10 protein-coding genes are annotated in these 21,189 nt (G+C 40.1%); 6 read left to right on the top strand and 4 right to left on the bottom strand.

The window, feature by feature from the left end:
- Position 1: 1 nt before the first annotated feature.
- Positions 2 to 574 carry a hypothetical protein gene (locus ABJQ32_09320; protein ID MEP5289838.1) on the bottom strand — a complete coding sequence of 191 codons (573 nt, stop codon included), beginning with the start codon at positions 572 to 574 and terminating at the stop codon, positions 2 to 4.
- Entirely contained in the window at positions 561 to 1,073 is a 513-nt protein-coding gene (locus tag ABJQ32_09315; GenBank protein MEP5289837.1) for an RNA polymerase sigma factor, read from the bottom strand. The genes ABJQ32_09320 and ABJQ32_09315 overlap by 14 nt, the downstream gene beginning before the upstream one ends.
- A 177-nt stretch (positions 1,074 to 1,250) precedes the next feature.
- Here ABJQ32_09315 and ABJQ32_09310 point away from each other — a divergent pair, with 177 nt between their 5' ends.
- On the top strand, positions 1,251 to 6,854 hold the full coding sequence (locus ABJQ32_09310; protein MEP5289836.1) for a ThuA domain-containing protein: 5,604 nt from the start codon (positions 1,251 to 1,253) through the stop codon (positions 6,852 to 6,854).
- A gap of 147 nt (positions 6,855 to 7,001) precedes the next feature.
- On the opposite strand, the gene ABJQ32_09305 is transcribed toward ABJQ32_09310, so the two are convergent.
- Positions 7,002 to 7,367 (bottom strand): cupin domain-containing protein, encoded by a 366-nt coding sequence (locus ABJQ32_09305; protein ID MEP5289835.1) that lies wholly within the window; start codon positions 7,365 to 7,367, stop codon positions 7,002 to 7,004.
- Between the two features lie 55 nt (positions 7,368 to 7,422).
- On the opposite strand from ABJQ32_09305, the gene ABJQ32_09300 reads away from it, so the two are divergent.
- The 5 genes from ABJQ32_09300 to ABJQ32_09280 all read left to right on the top strand — a co-directional run bounded on the left by ABJQ32_09300 (position 7,423) and on the right by ABJQ32_09280 (position 18,249).
- The gene (locus ABJQ32_09300) at positions 7,423 to 8,991 is read left to right on the top strand and encodes an FAD-dependent oxidoreductase (protein ID MEP5289834.1); all 1,569 of its coding nucleotides are present in this window, start codon (positions 7,423 to 7,425) and stop codon (positions 8,989 to 8,991) included.
- A 301-nt stretch (positions 8,992 to 9,292) separates the two neighbouring features.
- Entirely contained in the window at positions 9,293 to 13,948 is a 4,656-nt protein-coding gene (locus tag ABJQ32_09295; protein MEP5289833.1) for a hypothetical protein, read from the top strand.
- An 8-nt stretch (positions 13,949 to 13,956) separates the two neighbouring features.
- Positions 13,957 to 15,159 carry a hypothetical protein gene (locus tag ABJQ32_09290; protein ID MEP5289832.1) on the top strand — a complete coding sequence of 401 codons (1,203 nt, stop codon included), beginning with the start codon at positions 13,957 to 13,959 and terminating at the stop codon, positions 15,157 to 15,159.
- Positions 15,156 to 16,196 (top strand): PorP/SprF family type IX secretion system membrane protein, encoded by a 1,041-nt coding sequence (locus ABJQ32_09285; GenBank protein ID MEP5289831.1) that lies wholly within the window; start codon positions 15,156 to 15,158, stop codon positions 16,194 to 16,196. The genes ABJQ32_09290 and ABJQ32_09285 overlap by 4 nt, the downstream gene beginning before the upstream one ends.
- 1 nt (position 16,197) lies before the next feature.
- Positions 16,198 to 18,249, top strand: a complete 2,052-nt coding sequence (locus ABJQ32_09280) for an OmpA family protein (protein ID MEP5289830.1) — start codon at positions 16,198 to 16,200, stop codon at positions 18,247 to 18,249.
- On the opposite strand, the gene ABJQ32_09275 is transcribed toward ABJQ32_09280, so the two are convergent.
- Positions 18,246 to 21,134: a CHAT domain-containing tetratricopeptide repeat protein gene (locus ABJQ32_09275; GenBank protein ID MEP5289829.1), complete on the bottom strand. Its 2,889-nt coding sequence runs from the start codon at positions 21,132 to 21,134 to the stop codon at positions 18,246 to 18,248. The genes ABJQ32_09280 and ABJQ32_09275 overlap by 4 nt on opposite strands.
- Between the last annotated feature and the right edge of the window lie 55 nt (positions 21,135 to 21,189).

Genomic DNA, 21,189 nt, shown 5'->3' with positions numbered 1-21,189 from the left:
TTCATTCTTCCATCAACTTTCTCTTTAATGCAAGCAAGTGCTCTTTTCTTGGAAGATGCATACTTTTTCGCTCCCATTGGATCAGAATGAATGCTAGCAAATACATTCCACCTATGAGGAGCCATTTATCAAGAGGGGCACCAAGAGAGATCATTTTTCCTATATAGAAAATAGAAAATGGAATTAGGTAGCCAATGATCATCATTCGGGAAACATGAATAATGGAATTGGTATTAGCAATGGCATGATCTAGTTCTCCAATCATGTTCCTATCAAACGTATTTTCCGCTTTTTTTCTTCTTCGTCTCAAAAACAACATGTAAATCACGGTTCCGAGCATCATAGCAGATCCAATAAAATCCCAATAGTGAGGATCATCCAGTGCATCAATAAATAGTAAGCCGCTACAGAATCCGTTTACTAATACAAGCCCAATTTCTACCTTGTTAATTCGTTTACTGGCAGCATTCTTTTTTCTTGTTACACTCTTGTGAAGAGCCATTTCATTAATTGCGTACATAGTTTCTCCTTTTTGTTCGTCCCAAATTTTTTGCATTTCTTCAAACTCCATCATATTCGTATTGTTTAGAGTTGTTTACTAATTGCTTTTTGATTCGGTGAATCTTCACCCCGATGTTGCTTTCGGAGATACCCATTATTTCGGCCATCTCTTTGTAGCTATACCCATCGAGTAGAAGTAACGTGAGCGATCGATCAATTTCGTTGAATTGCTTGATTTCATTGTATAGCCAAGCTATCCGTTCATCCTTTGGTTCATCTTTAACCACTAGTATATTGGTCATTTTCTCCACCTCTTGATGGCCTGCAATATGTTTCTTTTCCTTGGTGCTCCATTTGATTGCAGTATTTAATGCTATTCTGTAGAGCCAGGTAGAAACGGCAGACTTACCTTTGAAACTGGGAATGGAACGATACATCTGTAGACAGACATCCTGGAAAAGATCATTCTGGTCTGCTTCATTAGATGCATATGCCTTGATGATCTTAAACAGTAACGCTCGATATCCTTCAAGCCATTCGTCAAAAATTTTTCGCTGTTCGCTTTCTTTCATTTTCGAATCGTTACTGCACTAGTACTGTAAGCGAGAGATTTCTTACAAGAAAAGGAAAATATTTTATGCAATCAATTTTTTTTGATCCGCCAATTATCAATTCTTCACAATTAAGTCACATGGAAAAAAAGATTTTATAGTGAAAAAGTACTAATTTTTCCTTAAATATTTATAGTTATGGAAAACAGAAATACACTCACTAAAAGTATTATGGTCTATGCCATGGTACTAATGACCTTTTTGATGGTCAATGAAACACTGGCACAGTCAGTAACAAGCTTTACGCTTGTCGATGCAGAATCAGATACTTCTCTTTTTTTGTTAAATGATGGAGATGAGATCAATTTTCAGGAATTGCCTACTTCAAATCTCAACGTCGTAGCTAATACGACTGGAACGATTGGAAGTGTGTCGTTTTTTCTGAACGGAAATTTATTTAGTACTGAAAATGTGACTCCTTATGCGTTAGCTGGAGACACAGGAGGTGATTTTAAAATCTATACACCGCCACTTGGCACTACTCAATTGCTAGCAGTAGCCTATGCTTCCTCTGGAGGCAATGGGGCAGTACTAGACTCGTCTTCTATTACAATCACTTTCGTGGATGAGCCAGTAGAGGTCCTTGTTACAGGTGTTAATTTCATCAATTGTCCTATGATTGATTTAATGGTTGGAGATACAATCGATCTGGATGTGGAAATATTGCCTGCCAATGCAACCAATAAAAATATTGCTTTTACGGCAAGTGATGGAACAAGTGTGGGTTTTTTAAGCGGCAAGTTTATTGCAAGTGTATCAGGTCAAATTACTGTGACAGCCACCAGCTTTAGTGATGGTGGAGTATTTGATCAATGTGTGATCAATATTGCTGAGCCAATTACTCCGATTGATCCTTATGACACAGTACAAGCGATCGATTTTGATGATCAGAACGGAATTCAATTAGCAGCGGGAGGAACTGTTGTAGGCTATATTAATAACAATGATTACATCAGTTTTGAAAATGTAGCATTTGGTCGAGGACCTTCTTTCGGTTCGTTACGAGGATCCAGTGACAGAGTGGGAGGTACTGTTGAGTTTAGGACGGATAGTGTAGATGGCCCTTTACTAGCAAGCGCTACAATTACTAATACAGGAGGATGGACAGATTATCAGAATTTTCCTATTACTGTTCCCAATGCTTCATCTTATGAAGATGGAACCTTATTTCTAGGAACTAAGACTTTGTTTCTAGTATTTAAAGGAGGTAGTGGGTTTTTATTTGATGTAGATGAATTCTCTTTCAATCCATCAGATGTAGTTATTGAAGATCTTAGTTTCATCAATTGTCCAACAGAACCAATAAATGTAGGAGATACAATTGATCTAGATGTTTTAATTACCCCAGGCAATACAACAAATCAAACCATAGCCTTTACTGCAAGTGATGGATTAAGTGTAGATTTCCTTTCTGGAGAGTTCATTGCTAGTGAGCCAGGCGAAATCACTGTGACAGCTACCAGTTTCAGTGATGGAAGTGTTTTTGATCAATGTGCGATCACTATTTCTGATACTATTCCTGCTCCACTGCCCGCAATCATTCGAATCAATGCTGGAGGACCGTCTATAAGTTATGGAGATTCTACGTTTATCACTGATGATTTTTTTGCAGGAAACGGAAAATCTTATGTCAACAACAGTATCACCAATATTTTAGGAACAAGTCAGGATGATATATACAAAACGGAGCGAAGTACCAATGCAAACCTTCAGTCATTCAGCTATGATATTCCAGTGACAAATGGAGAGTACAGCATCAATTTACACTTTGCTGAAATCTATTTCGGAGCAACCGGAGGAGGAGCAGGAGGAGTAGGTAAGAGAGTGTTTGATGTCACTGTAGAAGGACAGCCTGTCCTGATAGATTTTGATATCAATGCAGAAGTAAGTCCAATGACCGCCCTCATTGAGACATATTCTACAATAGTGACAGATGAAGAGTTGAACTTGACATTTAGTGCCACAGTAAATCAACCTAAAGTATCTGCCATTGAAGTTTACGGCGAAGGAAGTTTGATTATAGAGCCAGATACTTGTGTCTGGAATACATTGGCCAATTCTTCGCTTAGCAAGGTGGAAGCACAAAGTGTGAAAGTCAATGATAAACTATATGTATTAGCTGGTTTTCTATCAGGTTTGCAAATCACTGCAGCTACGGAAATCTATGATCCTATGACTGACGCTTGGTCACTAGGAGCACCTATGCCTACCGCTGTGACACACATGGGAGCAGTAGCAGTAGGAGATGAGATTTGGATATTAGCAGGTTTTGTAGGAAATCATCCTGGCGTAGCTACGGATCAAGTCCAGATATACAATACAGTCACAGATACATGGTCAGCTGGGCCGTCTCTCCCCAATCCACGTGGGTCAGGAGCAGCAGCCTTCAGCGATGGAAAGATTCATTTTTTCGGAGGATTACTTCCAGATCGTATGACAGATGTTGGTGAGCATTACATCCTGAATGTTAATGATCAAGCCACCGGGTGGCAGGTTGCTGCCGATATGCCCGAGCCTAGAAATCATTTAAGTGGAGCGGCAGTTAATGGGAAAATATATGCAGTCGGAGGCCAGTTTGGTCATGACGGGGGCACACAAGACCAGTCTTTTTTGCATACATACAACCCAACCACAAATACGTGGACGCAACTAACAGATTTACCTACTCCACGTTCACATTTTGAGCCTGGAACGATTGTTCACAATGATAAAATCATCATTGTAGGTGGAAGAAATGGTAATTTTTTCTTTGATGATGTTTCGGAGTATGATCCAGCTACTGATACATGGACAGAACGTTGTGAATTGCCAACTAACTTGTTGGCACCATCAGCCAAGGTATTTGGAGATCAACTGATTGTGGCTAATGGAGGAGAAGATGGTGTATGCTGTCCTAAAAGCGAAACGATTTCAATCGGTATAGAACCGGAAGTGATTAGTAGTGATCCGTTGGTTTCAGGAGAATTGAAAAAGTGGCATAAAGTAACCTTATCTTTCGAAGGACCAGAATTAAACGAAGCATCGGTAAAGAACCCGTTTGCAGACTATAGACTAAATGTCACTTTTGCAAATGGAAGCAAGTCTTATACAGTTCCAGGATTTTATGCAGCAGATGGTGATGCAGCCAATTCTTCAGCATCCTCTGGGAACATATGGCAAGCACATTTCTCGCCTGATGAAACAGGTACATGGACATATACGACCTCTTTTAGAGAAGGGACTGATATAGCTATTTCTACAAGTCCCACACAAGGAATACCAACATCTTTCGATGGTCAGACAGGCACATTTGATATAGCTCCTTCTGATAAGACAGGAAGAGATTTTAGAAGTACTGGAAGGCTTGAGTATGTAGGAGAGCATTATATGCAGTTTGCTGAAACAGGCGAATACTTCTTCAAAGTAGGGGCAGATGCACCTGAAAATACGTTCGCTTATGAGGATTTTGATGCAACTCCAAATAAATCAGGTAGAAGAAAAAGTTGGTCTTTGCATGCTGCAGATTTCGATTTAAACGATGCTGGCGATTATACATGGGGAGCTATTCAGGGAGATAGTGCCAGAGCAGACGGACGCGAATTATTGGGAGTTGTGAATTATCTCGCTAATGAAGGAATGAATGTGTTCTCATTTCTTACTTTCAGCCTGGATGGAGATGATGACAATGTGTACCCTCACTTGCAACTCGTAAATGATGCGCTAAGCTATGATGATGTGTATCATGATCGATTTGATGTTTCAAAACTGGCTCAATGGGAAAGAATCTTGGAGTATGCAGATAAGAAGGGCATGTATATGCATTTCAAAACCCAAGAGACTGAAAATGACCAAAAAATGGATGGAGGTCAATTAGGTCGCGAACGCAAACTTTACTATCGCGAGCTGATTTCACGATTTGGACATCACCTTGCATTGAATTGGAACCTGGGAGAAGAAAATGATATCTGGCAGGAGCTTAGTGATCCAAACAATGATATAGTAAAAAGCTATGCTCAATACATTCAGGAGCTTGATCCATATGATCATAATATCGTTATCCACACCTACCCAGGTCAGCAGGATGAAGTTTATGATGAATTGGTAGGACCTCAATCCGTTTTGACTGGAGCTTCTGTGCAAACCGGAATAGGAAATGTTCATAATGATGTGAAACGTTGGGTTCTTGACTCACGGAACGCCGGAAAAAAATGGGTGGTAGCTAATGACGAACAAGGTGGAGCTCAAAGCGGTGTAACCGTTGATGCATCCTATCCAGATAGCCAACTACCAGAACCTAGAAATAATTCAGATAACCGAGTAGCAGTTCGTAATCAGGTTTTGTGGGGCACAATGTTAGCTGGAGGCGCAGGTGTAGAATACTACTATGGCTATCAAACCGGCTGTGATGATTTGGATTGTCAAGATCATAGAACTCGGCAGAGTAAGTGGGAAGATGCGAAAATTGCTCTGGATTTCTTCAATACTTACTTACAGTCTTCAGTTATAGAGATGATTAGCAATGATGAATTGACTACTGATAATGGTGATTACGTATTTGCTAAAGAAGGTGAAATCTATGCCATATATCTTCCATCAGGAGGAAGTGCTACACTGAATCTGAGTAGTCAAACGGGTTCATATGAAGTGAAATGGTATGATCCTAGGAATGGAGGTGCGTTGCAAGATGGTTCTCTTACATCCATTTCAGGTGGGGGATCTGTCTCCATCGGCTTACCTCCGTCTGATCCTTCTAGCGATTGGGTAGCACTAGTTACTGTTCAAGATGAAGCACCATTGCGAGTATTAGTATATCACGAAACAGCAGGATTTAGACACGGTTCGATCAATGCCGGAATTCAGATGGTACAGGATTTTGGTACCACGAATGGCTGGACAGTTGAAGCTTCTCAATCAAGTGATATATTCAATGATGCCAATCTTAGTACAGTTGATGTGGTGATATGGATGAATACTTCTGGTAATGGTTTGCTTACTGCTACCGAACAAGATGCCTTCGAAAATTATATTCAAAGCGGAGGAGGTTTTGTAGGCGTTCATGCAGCTACAGATACCTACCGAAATGGTAGCTGGCCTTGGTACAATGAGTTGGTAGGAGCTATTGTGCAAACCGGGCCAAATCATACCAGCAATAACTTCAATGCGACCATGGATGTGATAGGTAGCCATCCGGCTGTCAGCCACTTAGGTGTAGAGTGGAACAAATCGGAAGAATACTACTACTGGGAACTGAATGGAGGATTCTTGTTTAGCGGTAATATTGATCTATTGCGAGTGAGATCTACAGGTAGTCAGACGTATGATGTAGCACGTCCAATTACCTGGTACAAAGAATACGATGGAGGTCGATCATTCTACACAGCGTTAGGTCATAATGGAGGAGACTACTCAAGTAATAGCGATTTTATAACCATGATGGAGCAAGCTATTTTATGGGCTGGAGGTGAGATAGATATTACGTCTGCTCGAATAGGTCATGTAGCTGAAGACATCTTAGCAACTCAAAATGAATTAGATGGATTTAGCTTTTATCCGAATCCAGTAGAAAACCAACTGGTCGTTCTTTTTGAAGATAAAAACGGAGGGCAGTTGAAATTGCTTGATTTAAATGGTAAAATTCTTCATGAAATGGATGTAGAAACAGCCAAAGCAACACTAGATATTAGTGCCCTTAAAAAAGGACTTTACTTGTTAGAAGTGAGCCAAGATGGGTTTCTAAAGAAAGTTAAAATTTTCAAGGATTAGCTATGAACATTTAAATGTTAAAAAGGCTGTCTTCAATATGGAGGACAGCCTTTTTTAGTTTAGAAAAATAATTCATTAGATAAGGAATAAGAAAACATGGTACTTAAGTGTAAATACATTAGTTGATGTTGATCATATATATATCCGCTAGGTCGACTTCAATTGCTCTTCAATACTCTTAGTAACAGCCGATTCTACCTCTCCTGTATGAGCCGTGCTTTTATTCTCTATCAACATGATTTGACATTCCTCATTGGCTGATACACGATGGTTTACAGCTTTTTTCACTACATAAAAATCACCCTTCTTCATGGTGAAAGGTTCTTTTCCTTCTTCCTCAAAAAGTAATTCTCCATTGAGAATGAAGAACGCCTCATCTTCTTTAGCATGATTGTGCCATGGAATGTCTTCTCCTTTTATTTTGGCCACTTTCACAAATACGTCATTTACCTCACCAATCACTTTTGGAGAAAAATATTGATCAATTTTGGATAGATAATTTTGGATATTCATAGCATAAATATAACTGTATTGTTTGTCTGAACTTGTCTAATACTACTTTTGTAACATGCCCATTATTGATCTTGTAACATCGCCTGAAATAGGATTTAATCCTAAAGCGCTAGAAACACACCTATCCTCAATTGGCCACTTAAGAAAAGGTCAATATGTAGATCTTTTAAGAAGGTCTGTGGATGCAAGACAGAAGACAATCAGAGTAAACCTGAGGGTGGAGATTAAAGACACTCCACCTGAAGTGGATTATGTGGAATATTCTAAGGAAGCAAGGGATGTAAGAAGTGCTGACCCTGTAATCATAGTGGGAGCAGGTCCCGCAGGGCTTTTTGCTGCAATCAAAGCAATAGAAGGAGGTTTGAAGCCTATTATTCTAGAGCGTGGAAAAGATGTGAGGGCTCGTCGAAGGGATTTGGCAGCTATTAATAAAGATCATGTAGTAAACCCCGAAAGCAATTACTGTTTCGGAGAAGGAGGAGCAGGCACTTATTCTGATGGGAAGCTGTACACCAGATCAAAGAAACGTGGAAGTATCCGACGTGTATTTGAAATTCTGGTTGCTCATGGAGCCACTCCTGAAATTTTGTTTGAAGCACACCCACATATTGGAACTAATAAGCTTCCCAAATTGGTGACAGCCCTAAGAGAAACCATTGAAGCAGCTGGAGGGGAAATACACTTCGATACCAAAGTGACTGACTTTGTCATTGAAAATGGAGAAATGCTGGGAGTCAAGACTAGCCAAGAAGAATTCAAGGGAGTAGCTGTTTTACTTGCTACAGGACATTCGGCGAGAGATGTCTTCCGTATTTGCAAAGATCGAAAAGTGAAAATCGAAGCTAAACCTTTTGCGCTTGGAGTTAGAATTGAACACTCACAACAACTTATAGATCAGATTCAATATAAATGCGACGATCGTGGAGAGTATCTTCCTTCATCCGCATATTCCTTGGTATCTCAAACAAAGATTAAAGGTATTGAGAGGGGAGTATTCTCATTTTGTATGTGCCCGGGAGGATTTATTGTGCCAGCTGCTACTTCTCCTGGAGAATTAGTTGTGAATGGCATGAGCCCATCTAGAAGGGATAGTCAATTTGCTAATTCGGGGATGGTGGTTGCAATTGAACTTGATGATATTCCTGAATACGCTAAATATGAAGAGCTAGCCGCGATGGAATTTCAAGCTTCAGTTGAAAAAAATGCATGGAGGCTTGGAGGCCAAACTCAGAAGGCTCCTGCACAGCGAATGCAAGACTTTGTAGATGGTAAAGTATCTAACCAACTATTGAAAACTTCCTATCAGCCAGGTCTTGAATCTCAAGATATGATGGAGGTATTACCTCACTTTATTGGTAAGCGCTTGAGACAAGGGTTTCAATTCTTTGGTCAAAAAATGAGGGGATACTTAACAAATGATGCCCAAATTGTCGGTGTTGAAAGCCGTACTTCATCACCTGTCAGGATACCGAGAGAAAGAGATACGTGTGAGCATACTGAGATCAAACGTCTATTTCCATGTGCAGAAGGAGCAGGTTATGCAGGAGGTATTGTGTCAGCTGCAATGGATGGAGAGCGATGCATGGAAGGGATTTTGAAGAAATACAAAAAAGCGTCTCAATAGTGAGACACCTAATTGGATTTTACTATTTAATTATTGTTCGGCTACTACTTCAATGAAACATCGGTTACTGTGATTTAATTTGCAGACCCGTTCATGATCAGATTAACCAATTTTCAATACCGTGAATTTGCTATTTCATCTTCGTAATACACGGTATTCGTTTCAAAATGAGACCTGTTCATTCCCCCATATTAATCTCCTGTCTAACAAATTCAATCCTATATCGAATAGACGTTAGAAGCTGATTTTCAGCCATTTGATTTCTTTAATTTTGACTATTCTACTAGTCAAAACCTTAGCTATGAAATCTACAAAGAAGCTCTTTCAGATTCTATCAATTTCGATATTCATGTGTAGTGCAGCTCCTGTAATAGGTCAGGAGTTTACAGCAGGTATCAACACGGAAACACCTAATCCCAATGCAGTTTTGCATCTTGTAGCACCAAATGGGAATCAAGGATTATTGATTCCTAGCCTAACAACTACTCAACGAACTAGTATGTCACTGACTGCTACTGACAATGGCCTGATGGTGTTTGACAGTGATATAAACGCATTCTTTTTCTGGGTAAATCCGGGCTGGGTAGCAACAACAAATACGGATAATCAAGACTTGGCGAATGTACTAGGTCAAAATAACGATGCTGGAGGAGTGGGGATTGAGAATGTAGCAGATCCAGTTAATCCACAAGACGTAGCAACCAAGAATTATGTTGATACTCGCCCCTCACAAGATCCTGTTTCTACGGACGGTGGGAATATTCTCTTAACAGGAGGTGATGGAGGTGCTTTTCTAGGAAATGTGGACTTTGCTGATGTAATCAATCTACCACCAAACCTGGATTTAGATGATACAGATGATCTTACACTAACTACATTGCCAGCTGTTGGTGATATCTCTGGGGATTATTCTAATGGATTTCAAATTAACCCAGGGGTTGTTTCGTCACTTGAAATTACAGACGGTACTATTAGCAATGCAGATTTAGGGGCAGATGCAGTTCAGGGGAGCAATATCTTAGATGGGACAATTTTGAATGCTGATATCGCAGATGTAGCAGTTGGTAAAATTACAGGAGCCCCTAACCTTGATTTAGATGAAACGGATGACCTGACGACAGCAGATATTGGTACTGCACCTGGAAATGTGGTTACACTATCCGGAACGAATACTTTGCCCGCGTTAGATGGAAGCGCCCTTACTGGAGTGACTGCAACTATCCCCGCCAATTCAATAACAGGTACAGAACTAGCCAATGATGCTGTAGGCTCCACAGAAATATTAGACGGAAGTATTACAGATATAGATATTGGGGACGTATCTGCTGGCAAAGTGACGGGATTGGGTACATCTGCTACGCTAAATGTAGGAACAGCGGACTTGGATGTTGTACAAGTACAGTCCGGAGGTTTTCTTCCTCCACTAGACGGTAGCAACTTAACGAATGTAACCGCTACAATACCTGTAAATTCAATAACTGGGACTGAACTAGCTAATGACGCAGTAGGCTCTACGGAAATATTAGACGGTAGTATAACTGACATAGATATCGGAGATGTAGCTGCTGGCAAAGTGACTGGCTTAGGCACCTCAGCGACACAAAACGTGGGAGTAGCGGACGGCAATGTTGTGCAAGTGCAGACTGGAGGTCTTCTTCCAGCATTGGATGGAAGCAACTTAACGAATGTAACCACAACCAATTTTTCGGGAGCTTTAGTAGGAGATGTGACCGGCACACAAGGTGCTACGGTAGTAAACAATGTAGGAGGTTCTACTGCAGTTCAAGTGAATACAGCAACGACCGTGGTAAATGGAGCGCCTAACCTTGATTTAGATGCAACGGATGACCTGACAACAGCAGATATTGGTACTGCGCCTGGGAATGTGGTTACATTATCCGGGACGAATACTTTGCCTGCGTTAGATGGAAGTGCCCTTACGGGAGTAACTGCTACAATACCTGCCAATTCAATAACAGATACAGAATTGGCCAACGATGCAGTTGGTTCTACGGAAATATTAGACGGAAGTATTACCGATATAGATATCGGGGACGTATCTTCTGTGAAAGTTACTGGTTTAGGCACTTCAGCGACACTAGATGTGGGTGTAGCAGACTTAAATGTTGTCCAAGTTCAAACAGGAGGTCTACTTCCAGCATTAGATGGAAGTAACTTAACGAATATAACAACCACCAATTTTTCAGGGACTCTCGTAGGAGATGTGACTGGCACACAAGGCGCTACGGTAGTAAACAATGTAGGAGGGTCTACTGCAGCTCAAGTGAGTGCCGCGACGACCGTAGTTAATGGAGCACCAAACCTAGATTTAGATGGTACGGATGATTTAACCACAGCGGATGTTGGAACAGCAGCTGGAAATGTAGTGACATTGTTTGCAGTAAATACATTACCAGCCTTAGACGGTAGTGCTTTAACAGACCTTGATCCAAATAATCTGAATACACCAACAGCTCCTTCAGATGGAAATGTTTTGACTTTCAATGCCGGGGTGTGGGATGCCGTTCCTTCAACAAGTTTGACTTCAGGAAATGGTATAACGATCAATACTAATTTCATTGATCTTGGAGGAACACTCTCAACTCCTGCGAATATTACAACTGGTGCTGGTGGTAATGATCTAATTGTTGATGGGGCGGGCCGATTTACTTCCAATGCAGCCATCGAGACAAACTTAAATAGTCCAGTTATCAACCTGGGGGATGCAGCTGCAGATAATATAAATGTAACAGGCGGAATCACATTCAATGAAGCGACAAATAATCTTCTATTGGATGTGTCTGATCAAACTGGAGGTCCTAGTGGTATACTTGTTTTTCCAGATTTAGGTGGAAATACAGAAACCATTGCACTTCTAAGTGACTTGACACCAGGTTTAGTTTCAGAGCCCAATGCCACTTCCATAGTAGGAGGTACTGGTGCAGGGGCAGCTTTATCTTCTGGTACTGAAAACACTATATATGGGATAAATGCGGCATCAGGATTGACTACAGGAACAGATAATGTTATTTTTGGAACAAATGCAGCAGCACCTTTAGCAACTGGAAGTGGAAATACGATTATAGGATCTGGAGCTACAGCAAGTGGCCCACTTACCGGAAATGGAATAGCCATTGGTCGCCAAGCAGAAGTAGGAGGTTCCAATTCAATAGCACTTGGATTCAATACTGTTTCGACTGGACTCAGGTCAGTTGCCATTGGTTCAAACACTAATGCAACTCTGGATCGCACCATCGTTTTAGGAGATGGTATAGCCCCAAATTCTACGTATAATGTGGGTATTGGTACGAATGACCCAAGGTCAGCTTTGCAAATTGGAGGCGAACTTGGTTTGAGCCATTTTGAGAATGTCACTGAAGATATTTTCGGAGATGCTATCCTTTCAAATGTTTATCCTGATTATACTAATGCCACGGATAATCAACTAAGAAGGACTAATACCGATTCTGCAAGTTTTATCTTTTTTGAAGATGGAGAGATTTTGTTTTTAAATGTTCCGGATGGTGTCGCGAACTCAGTAGTTGATATATCAGATGGTGGCGATGTTCGTAGTTGGATGGAAATGCGAAACGATGGAAACATAGATATAAGTGAGGCAATCAAAATCGGTTCACCAGATCCAGGAGATGAAGAAGCAGGAATGATTCAATGGACAGGGTCTGATTTTGAAGGAAATACCGATGGTTCTCCCGGAGGATGGGTGAGCCTTACTGGCGGAGGTTTTTCACTTCCGTTTAATCCTGGCCCAACAGCAGATGCTGGAGACTTATTCTTTCTACAACAAACTGGAGTAGGAGGAGCGGGAAGATTCCAAGTAAGCAATGCAACCAGTGCGGTTACTGCTCTAGCTGTCGAATCAAATGGAGCTGTTACTTCAAGAGCTATGCATGTGGTTCATACTGGTGCAGGTGACGCAGGTGAATTTTCAATTACAGGGGGAGGTAATGGAGCTGCTATACAAGGTAATACGGATGGCACAGGAGTAGCAGGTTCTTTCGCAATCACAAATGCTTCTAACACTTCTAACACTGTAGTAGTCACAACAGCGGGTGTAGGAGGAGCTTTAAGCGCAACAATTAACAACGCCACGAGTACTGGTTCCGCTATCTTTGCTTCTACAAATGGTACAGGTTCTGTTTTAAATATCAATCACACAGGGACCAATGGAAATGGCGTGAGAATAGATATGAATTCCGGAAGTTCCGCTCCAGCGATTGAGATATTGAATAGCAACGGGCCTTCAATTACTACCGATGGAGCCGTCGGCATAGGAACTTCTAATCCGAATCGTGAACTACATCTTGACAATAGCACAGGAGGAATATCTCTCCAAATGACTAATTCAGTTAGTGGACCTCCTTCACCGAATAATGGATTTGTAATCGATTACAATGACACTGATCAAAGAGTGGACTTCAGACACTACGAAGATGCAAATATTGCACTAGGTAGTAGCTCAACACAAAACTTGATTATTGATAATACTAATAATAGAGTAGGGATCGGGACTGCTACCCCTGGAGCTAAGCTAGATGTCAATGGTAGTGTGATGGTGGGAACCACATTAAGTGTCGCAAATGGAGCAAATTTTGATGAGGATGTAGCGTTGGGCTCTTCAGGTGCCAATACTATCAACGTAAACGGGCAATTGAGGGTGGTAAGTAATTTTATTTCACCACCTTCCGGACCAGCAAACGATGGATTTATCCCTGCCTCAAGAATCATTCGGATAGCTGCAAGTGCAAATATTAATAACATAGCAGCAGGAGCTGATGGTCAAGAAATCATATTGATTACAGACGGTGATGCTACTTTTAATGAGAGTGCTTCGATCGACTTAGTAACCTCACCAATGATTGCTCCGAATGCGAGGAGTACGTTACATCTGGTTTTCATTGGGTCTAGATGGACTGAAATAAGTAGAACAATAAGGTAACAGAGATTATGAAGTACCTATTGCAACTAGTATTACTGTTTCAGATATATGTGTTATCCGCACAAAACATCACTTTTGGTGAGCAAACCTCACTTTATCTTGGTGATGAGACGGTATTCTTTTTTGGTGGAAATACAAGCCTTGATGGGACTGTTTCAAATAATGGCACTATCGTTAGCTACACTGATATAGACTTTGTTCTCAATACAGATGTTGGGAATATCAAATTTACAGGGAGAGCAGATCAGAATGTATCAGGGGATACTTTGCGGGTAGGCAATTTTGTTGTAGACAAGCAAGGAAAATTGTCTCTATTAACAGACCGAATAATCGTATCGGGCGCGCTAGAGACCACAAACGGAGTGATAGACGCGCAAGATGAAGATGACCTTTTAGTAAGTGGAAGCACGATGGAAGCAGGGGCAGGCTATGTGGAAGGAAAATTAGTAGGTATCTCGCAAGGAGGACCCATTACTTTTCCAATGGGAGTCAATGGATCGCCAAATTATATGACAGTATCCAGTTTGGCATCCGGAAGTCTTGTCAGTGTCGAGTGTCGTATTCCAAATCAGGAAAGCTTACTCCCCGATGAAGATATCGTAGGAATTAGTGATGAGGTAGAATGGATATTGCGAGTAACAGGAGATTCTACTACAGCACAAGTTTCTGTAAATTTCTCTGGTGTTGATCTGCAGAATTTCTCCAATGGAGATCCTATCCAAGCTCGTGAATATGAGCCAGCAATAGTGCTTTTTTCAAAAGAAGATACGTTGTATCACTCATTGAATGGAACAGTGAGAGACGCAAATGCTGATTTTTCGTCAGCAGTGATTACTTCTTCGGATAATATTCTAATTACCAATGAAGGAAGAAGGTTGGGTATTGCTTGGATTCCAATTATTGTTGAACCTGAACTATGGGCTCCAAAGGCTTTTGCTCCAAACGCTATATTAGAAGAGAATAGGGTTTTTAAGGCATATTTTTCACTTCCAGTTGTTAGTTCCATTTCTGTTAGAATTTTTGATTCTTTCAATCAGGAGGTATATAGTTTGACTGAGAGTGGCGATGAACTTGATATTTCCCAGTTTGGATGGAATGGCACTTTAGCCTCAGGGCAAGAAGCCCCTGAAGGAGTTTATTTGTATGCTATGAGTGTAGTTGCAGAATCAGTAGAGTACACAAGAACAGGATCTGTATTGCTTGTGAAATGAAAAAGTATTTAATCATCATATCGCTGTTATTGAATGTCGTTTTCCTGTTTGGGCAAGAAGGACAGTTTTCCCAGTATTTTGCAAGTTCAAGCGTTCTTAACCCTGCCTTTACCGGTACTATTCCCAATTTATCATTCAATTCCAATTATAAAAGAGGTGGTTCGCCAAGCTCAGATTCATTTATCGAATTGATGCAAGTGACATTCACCTACCCTTTCAAAAAAACCACAAGCAAAGACTTTCAGGTAGGAGGTGCTGGTATCACATTTTTTAATGAGAGGAGAGGGTTTGAAGGAATCTATTCTTCAAAGAAAATCTTACTAACAGGATCCTATGCTATCCGACTTAGTCGACTTATCAATAGAAAAATTGTGTTCGGGTTGCAAGGTGGACTAGTTGAACATAGAATAGATGGTAACAGTTTAACGTGGGGTTCTCAGTTTAGTAAATACATAGGCCATGATAACACTAAAGTGGGTGAATCTTTGGGTTCAGATCCTGTTTTTTATCCAACGTTCAATTTTGGCATTATCTACACCGCTTTCGATAACGAAAATAGATATGTAAGAGATAAAAGTTTAATACTAGGTGTAAGCGTAGATAACCTCAATAAACCAAATGTTTCGATAGATGGTCTTGATGGTGCACAGAAAAGCTTATTGTTTAAAGCCTTTGGTTCATCTAAATTGAACTTATCACCCAGATGGTACATACACCCGTCTGCATATGTGCTTTATTCTCAAGGCAGTCAGCAGATCAATGCAGGATTGTACTTTTCAACATTGGTTAGTTCGCCTAGATCAAACACAGCCGTTAACCTACAAATTGGTTCATGGTACCGATTAGAAGATTCTGTTATCGTATTAGCAGGATTTGAAATAGATAACCTGAAGATTGGTTTCAGCTTTGATTTAAATACACAATCTTTCGATATCAACGATCAACTCGGGGCTAACTTGCCAACTTATGAGATTTCACTAGCTTACAACTTGGACCTTTCGAACCCACTTCGAAATATTTCAAGCCCTATATTCTGATATGAGAATTTTCTGTATCGCTTTTATCATTTCAGTACTTTCCGGTCCACTGCTTGCACAGTCAGTTCCCAAGCTCATTAAAATCGCGGATGAACTCTACCAGAATGACCGATTTACAGACGCTATTGAGTACTACGACAAAATTGCTGGTATTGATAAAGAAAATTATCTGGCTCGTTTCAGATTGGCTAATTGCTACAATAAAGCACTTCTATATGAAAAAGCTAAAGAGACTTTCTTAGAGTTAAGTACCTCGGTTGGACACGAATATCGAGCTCGTTCTATCTATAACTATGCGAACTTGCTTAAAAAAGAAAGTCGATTTGGAGAGGCTGATTCGCTTTACTTTTTTTTAATATCTATTCCAGATGCAGAACCGTATCTCGTGGAGTTATCAAGAAAACAACGAGAAGGTTGCCAGCTCGCACTACGTCAGAAACAGCTAAATAAAGGGTTTTCCATTGAGATTTTTGAAGGAATAAACTCTGATTTTCATGATTTTGGAGCAGTTGTGAACCCAGTAAATAAGCAGGTAGTATTGGCCACCACCAGAAACTTATCCGGAATACAGAATGAGGATATACAGTATGAAGGCTTACTCCCTGATTTGGTTTCCTTTGAGAGTCGAGGAAATGGGCGGTGGAGAATTTCATCTTCGGATCAGCGGTTTTCAAATTTGAATACCAAATGGGGCGAGGGGTCAGGATCCTTTACTCGCGATGGTCAGACTTTTTATTTCTCTACCTGTGAAGATGGCTCAGCATGTACGATTATGGTAAGCTATTTAGAAAATGATAGGTGGACTAGCCCGGTTGCTTTGAATGCATACATCAATGAGCCTGGATCACAAAATAAGCATCCTTCAATTTCTACTACGGGAGATACATTGTTCTTCAGCTCTAACAGAACCGGAGGAACGGGAGGTAGTGATATTTGGATGAGTTTGAAAGGATTGGAAAAAGAATCCTGGACACCTGCCATTAATATGGGAGCAGTTATAAATACTCCTGAAAATGAAATAACACCGTATTATTCTTCCGCTTTTGAGTGCCTACTTTTTGCAAGTGATGGTCATGTGGGATACGGAGGTTATGATACATATGCTGCAAAAGGAGAATCCTTTTTCGAACCACAGATATATAATCTGGGCGATCCATTTAATTCCACTTGGGATGATTTATACTTCGCTATATCAGACACTGTGGGTTTTTTATCTTCGAACCGACTGGATAATGAAATTTTGAATATCTACAATTTCAATGTGAGTGACGAACGATTATTTCTATCGCTACTAATCTCAGGTGAATCATTAATTGATGCCAGACTAGCTTCAAAGTTTAAAGATATTCAGTCACTTGATTTGGTTACATTTCGAGTAGAGGACTATGCAGGATACGATCTTTTTGAACCTATTAGACCTTCAAAACCCAAACCTAAAATATTGGAAGATGATCTGGATATAACCGGAGAAGTAGGAGAGGTAGCTTATGAGAGATTGTATTTTGACTATGGTTTAGCCTCTCTGCGATCTGAAGCTAAAGCAGCCTTAGAAAGTTTGGTTGCTCAGTTGGAAGGACAATCAATTGAATCGATAGATATTTTAGCATTTACCGATAGTATTGGCCCAGACGCTGCGAATTTAGAATTGAGTCAAAATAGAGGAGATGAGGCAAGAGCTTTTTTGATTTTGGCAGGTATAGATCCATCAAGAATCAATGTGTTTCCAAGAGGGGAGATCCCTTCAGAAGAAAAGGATCATTGGTTTAAGCGAATCTTTAGAAGAAGAGTCGAGATAATCATCAAAACAAGCAACACACTTACAATAGAAAAAGCTAAAACCTATATCGTTCGAAAATCTGCTACTCTTGAAACTATGGCTAAGAAGCTCGGCGTATCAAAGCAACAACTTATTGAATGGAATGGAGATATTGATGGTCAAATATTGGCTGGAAATACGATACGGGTGTTTGAGTCCGAAAATGTAAAAAGACCCGTCGAGTCTTTTGTGGATGAAGAAGACTTTGATTTATTCGCAAATTCTAAAGGTCTTTAGCCTTTAGATACCAAAATATATGCACCCCAGTTATACGGATTTGAATCCACCTTTCTGAATGCAGACCGTGCATTGAAAAAAGCTTGTTGTGGGTCTTTCACAATCAGAAGTTCCTTATAAAATAGGTTCATGAAAGTTCGAGCAGCATTGTCATTAATTTTGACAAGTGATAAGAGAACGTTCTCTGCACCTGCAACTAGAAATGCACGCTGAAGTCCGAATACCCCTTCACCATTTTGAACTTTTCCTAAACCTGTTTCGCAAGCCGCAAGCACTACAAGATTGGTTTGATCTAGGACTAGATTCATCGCTTCATATGCGGAGAGAAGCCCATCATTTTCGCTTGATTCATTTTTACTTAAGAATAATCCCGAGCTATGCAATGGATCCGTGTGGTTAGGATCTTCAATGAAATACCCATGCGTAGCAATATGAATAATTCCAGGGTTTGAAAAGCTTTTGATCTGGTCTTCTGTAGCATCTGTGAAGTAATAGGTATCTGTCTTCCATCTTCTAACATCCAGAATCTCACTGATATCACTAGCCTCCCTCTCAGCTCCGGGTAGTTGTTTTAAGTTATAACCTTCGATTTGAGAAAAGTCTGGATTACCAAAGATCTTTGCATCTGTAACTAAATCCCTTTGATTTCGATAAAGTAAATCTTTACCACTTGTGATGTTGATTACGTCATACTTGTCAGACATGTACTCATTTGCGTTTGCATTGTAAAAAACCACAGGGTTTAATTTGTGATAGATTCCATCAGGAGAAATGTAGAGTTTATTTATATCGCTAAGTTGCCTGTCAATGGGTTCCCAAAAAATCCCATAGCTTAGTTTGTCTTTCACGCCATACTTTAACGCATTTCGATAGGTTGCAAACCCTTTCGTAAAATCAATTGCAGCAAGCTTGACTGGGGCTAGCACGCTATCGCGCTTGATAACAAATGCAACATAATGTGATTCGTCCTCAAAGGCTTGATCTATTTTCGCATCTACTACAGCCACTTTGTAATCTCGATATTGTATAATATCGACCATCGCCGTGCTATCCTCCAGTGAATTGCTTATTTCAGCCCAGTGATGATAGGTGGTTTTTTCCTGATCAGCAAAAACCTTAAACTTTCTTGAGAGATCTTTCTCTAATCGGGCACATTCATCCTCTAGTAATGTGATAGAAAGTCCCTTATTTCTTCTGTCTTCTTCAGTGAGTAGATAGGCTTGTGCTAGTCCGTATTTCTTTTCCCTCCAGGTATTATAGTCTTTCTTAATTCTATCGTCCCCACTATTTTGAATGAGTTTTCTCATCTTTTCTGAAGCATAGAATAGTATCCCCCTGGTATTCAAAAAATGATTGAGCGCATTTTCAGCATATTCACTTCCAATATTTTCATCAGTAAAGGCAAGTGAACAAAATCGTTCAATGTTATAGCGTGTTTCATCAAAGTATAACTTTCGCTGATTGTCCGTAAGCACAGGAAAAATATCCTGCATATGTTTAATTTCGGCAGAAAGCGCATGATCAAATGACTCCATGGCAGACTGGTAATCTTTTATAATCATGTAATAAAGTCCAAGATCATTTACAGTCTTGATATACAATGGGTGATAGTTTCCCAATGTTTTGGCACGAATCCTTTTGGCGTCCACTAAGAGCTTTCCCGCTAGAGAGTAATTCCCGAATTGAAGATAGAGGAGCGCTACATTATTTAGTGAGGTTGCATAATTCGCATGCTCAGTACCATAAATTACTTTGTCCATGTCTAGCACTTTCATGTATAAATCAAGTGCTTTTCCTAATTCACCTTTGTCCTTATACACACTAGCAAGGTTGCTAAGACTACTTGCATAGTCTGGATTCATTGATCCAAAGAGATTCAAAAACCCTTCTGAACTTTCCTTAAAGCACTCTTCGGCTTTTTCAATCTCACCTTGCCTTTTATATATCGTTCCAAGGTTATTAATCATGTATGGACGAATGGTTCGAATATCACCAGCTACATTCAGAGCCTGATCCATATAGTTATTCGCAGTTTTTAAGTCGTTAAGTCGGTAATAGAGTATACTTAAGCCATTAAGTGTTTCCAGCATCACTACCTTATCGTCCTTGTAGTTGTCACTTTTTTTCTCAAGGTTGTGAAGTAGATAATTTTCAGAATCAGAGTATTCTCCTTGCTCTATTTTGAGAGCGGACAAACGATCAATTGCTCGGAAATATTGAATTTCATCCTTCCCCTTAGCCATTTCTATGGCCTTTAGCAATTCAACTTCGCTTTTTGGAAGATCACCAAAATGACGATAAGTTGTGCCAAGTTCAATTTGTAAAGCGATTTTAGAAGAATCATTGAAACTATTCCCCACTTCCAATGCCTCATTTAGAGCAGTAAGACTTTCTTGAAAATTCCCTACTTCTCGATGATAAATACCAGACCGATATAAATACCTGATTTGTGCCTTGGCCTCTTTTCTGAGATGTTTTTCTGTAACTCTCCCTGCCAGATTGAGATATTTACCTGCTTCATCAAACTTTCCTAGTTCTTGATACAGAGCTGATAGATTATAATAAATGCCTAATAAGTCCTGATTTATGGAATCCTTACTTTCAGTTTCATAAGTGAGGCCATTATGCAAAGCATTAAGACTCCTTTGCTTATCGTTGACTTCCCACAGAATGAGTCCTACGTTATTATAGAGTCCTGAAATACCTATTTCTGTCACACAGAGTCCTGAGTCAAGATCTGTTAACAGTGAATTAGCGTAGAATTTAGACTTTAATGGATAAGAGTATTTAAAATATTCTGCACTATCAAGCTTTTGCAAACACGACTGTCCAAAAAGTGGTGAAATTAAGATGAAAAATGTGGTGACTAAACCTATTCTACGCATACTTACCCTTCAGCTATTAACTGTTTAAGTTAGCAAGGATATCGCATTCTGTGGT

The sequence above is a fragment of the Marinobacter alexandrii genome (assembly GCA_039984955.1).
Taxonomy (GTDB): Bacteria; Bacteroidota; Bacteroidia; order Cytophagales; family Cyclobacteriaceae; genus Ekhidna.
This window is presented reverse-complemented; position numbering and strand designations above follow the sequence as displayed.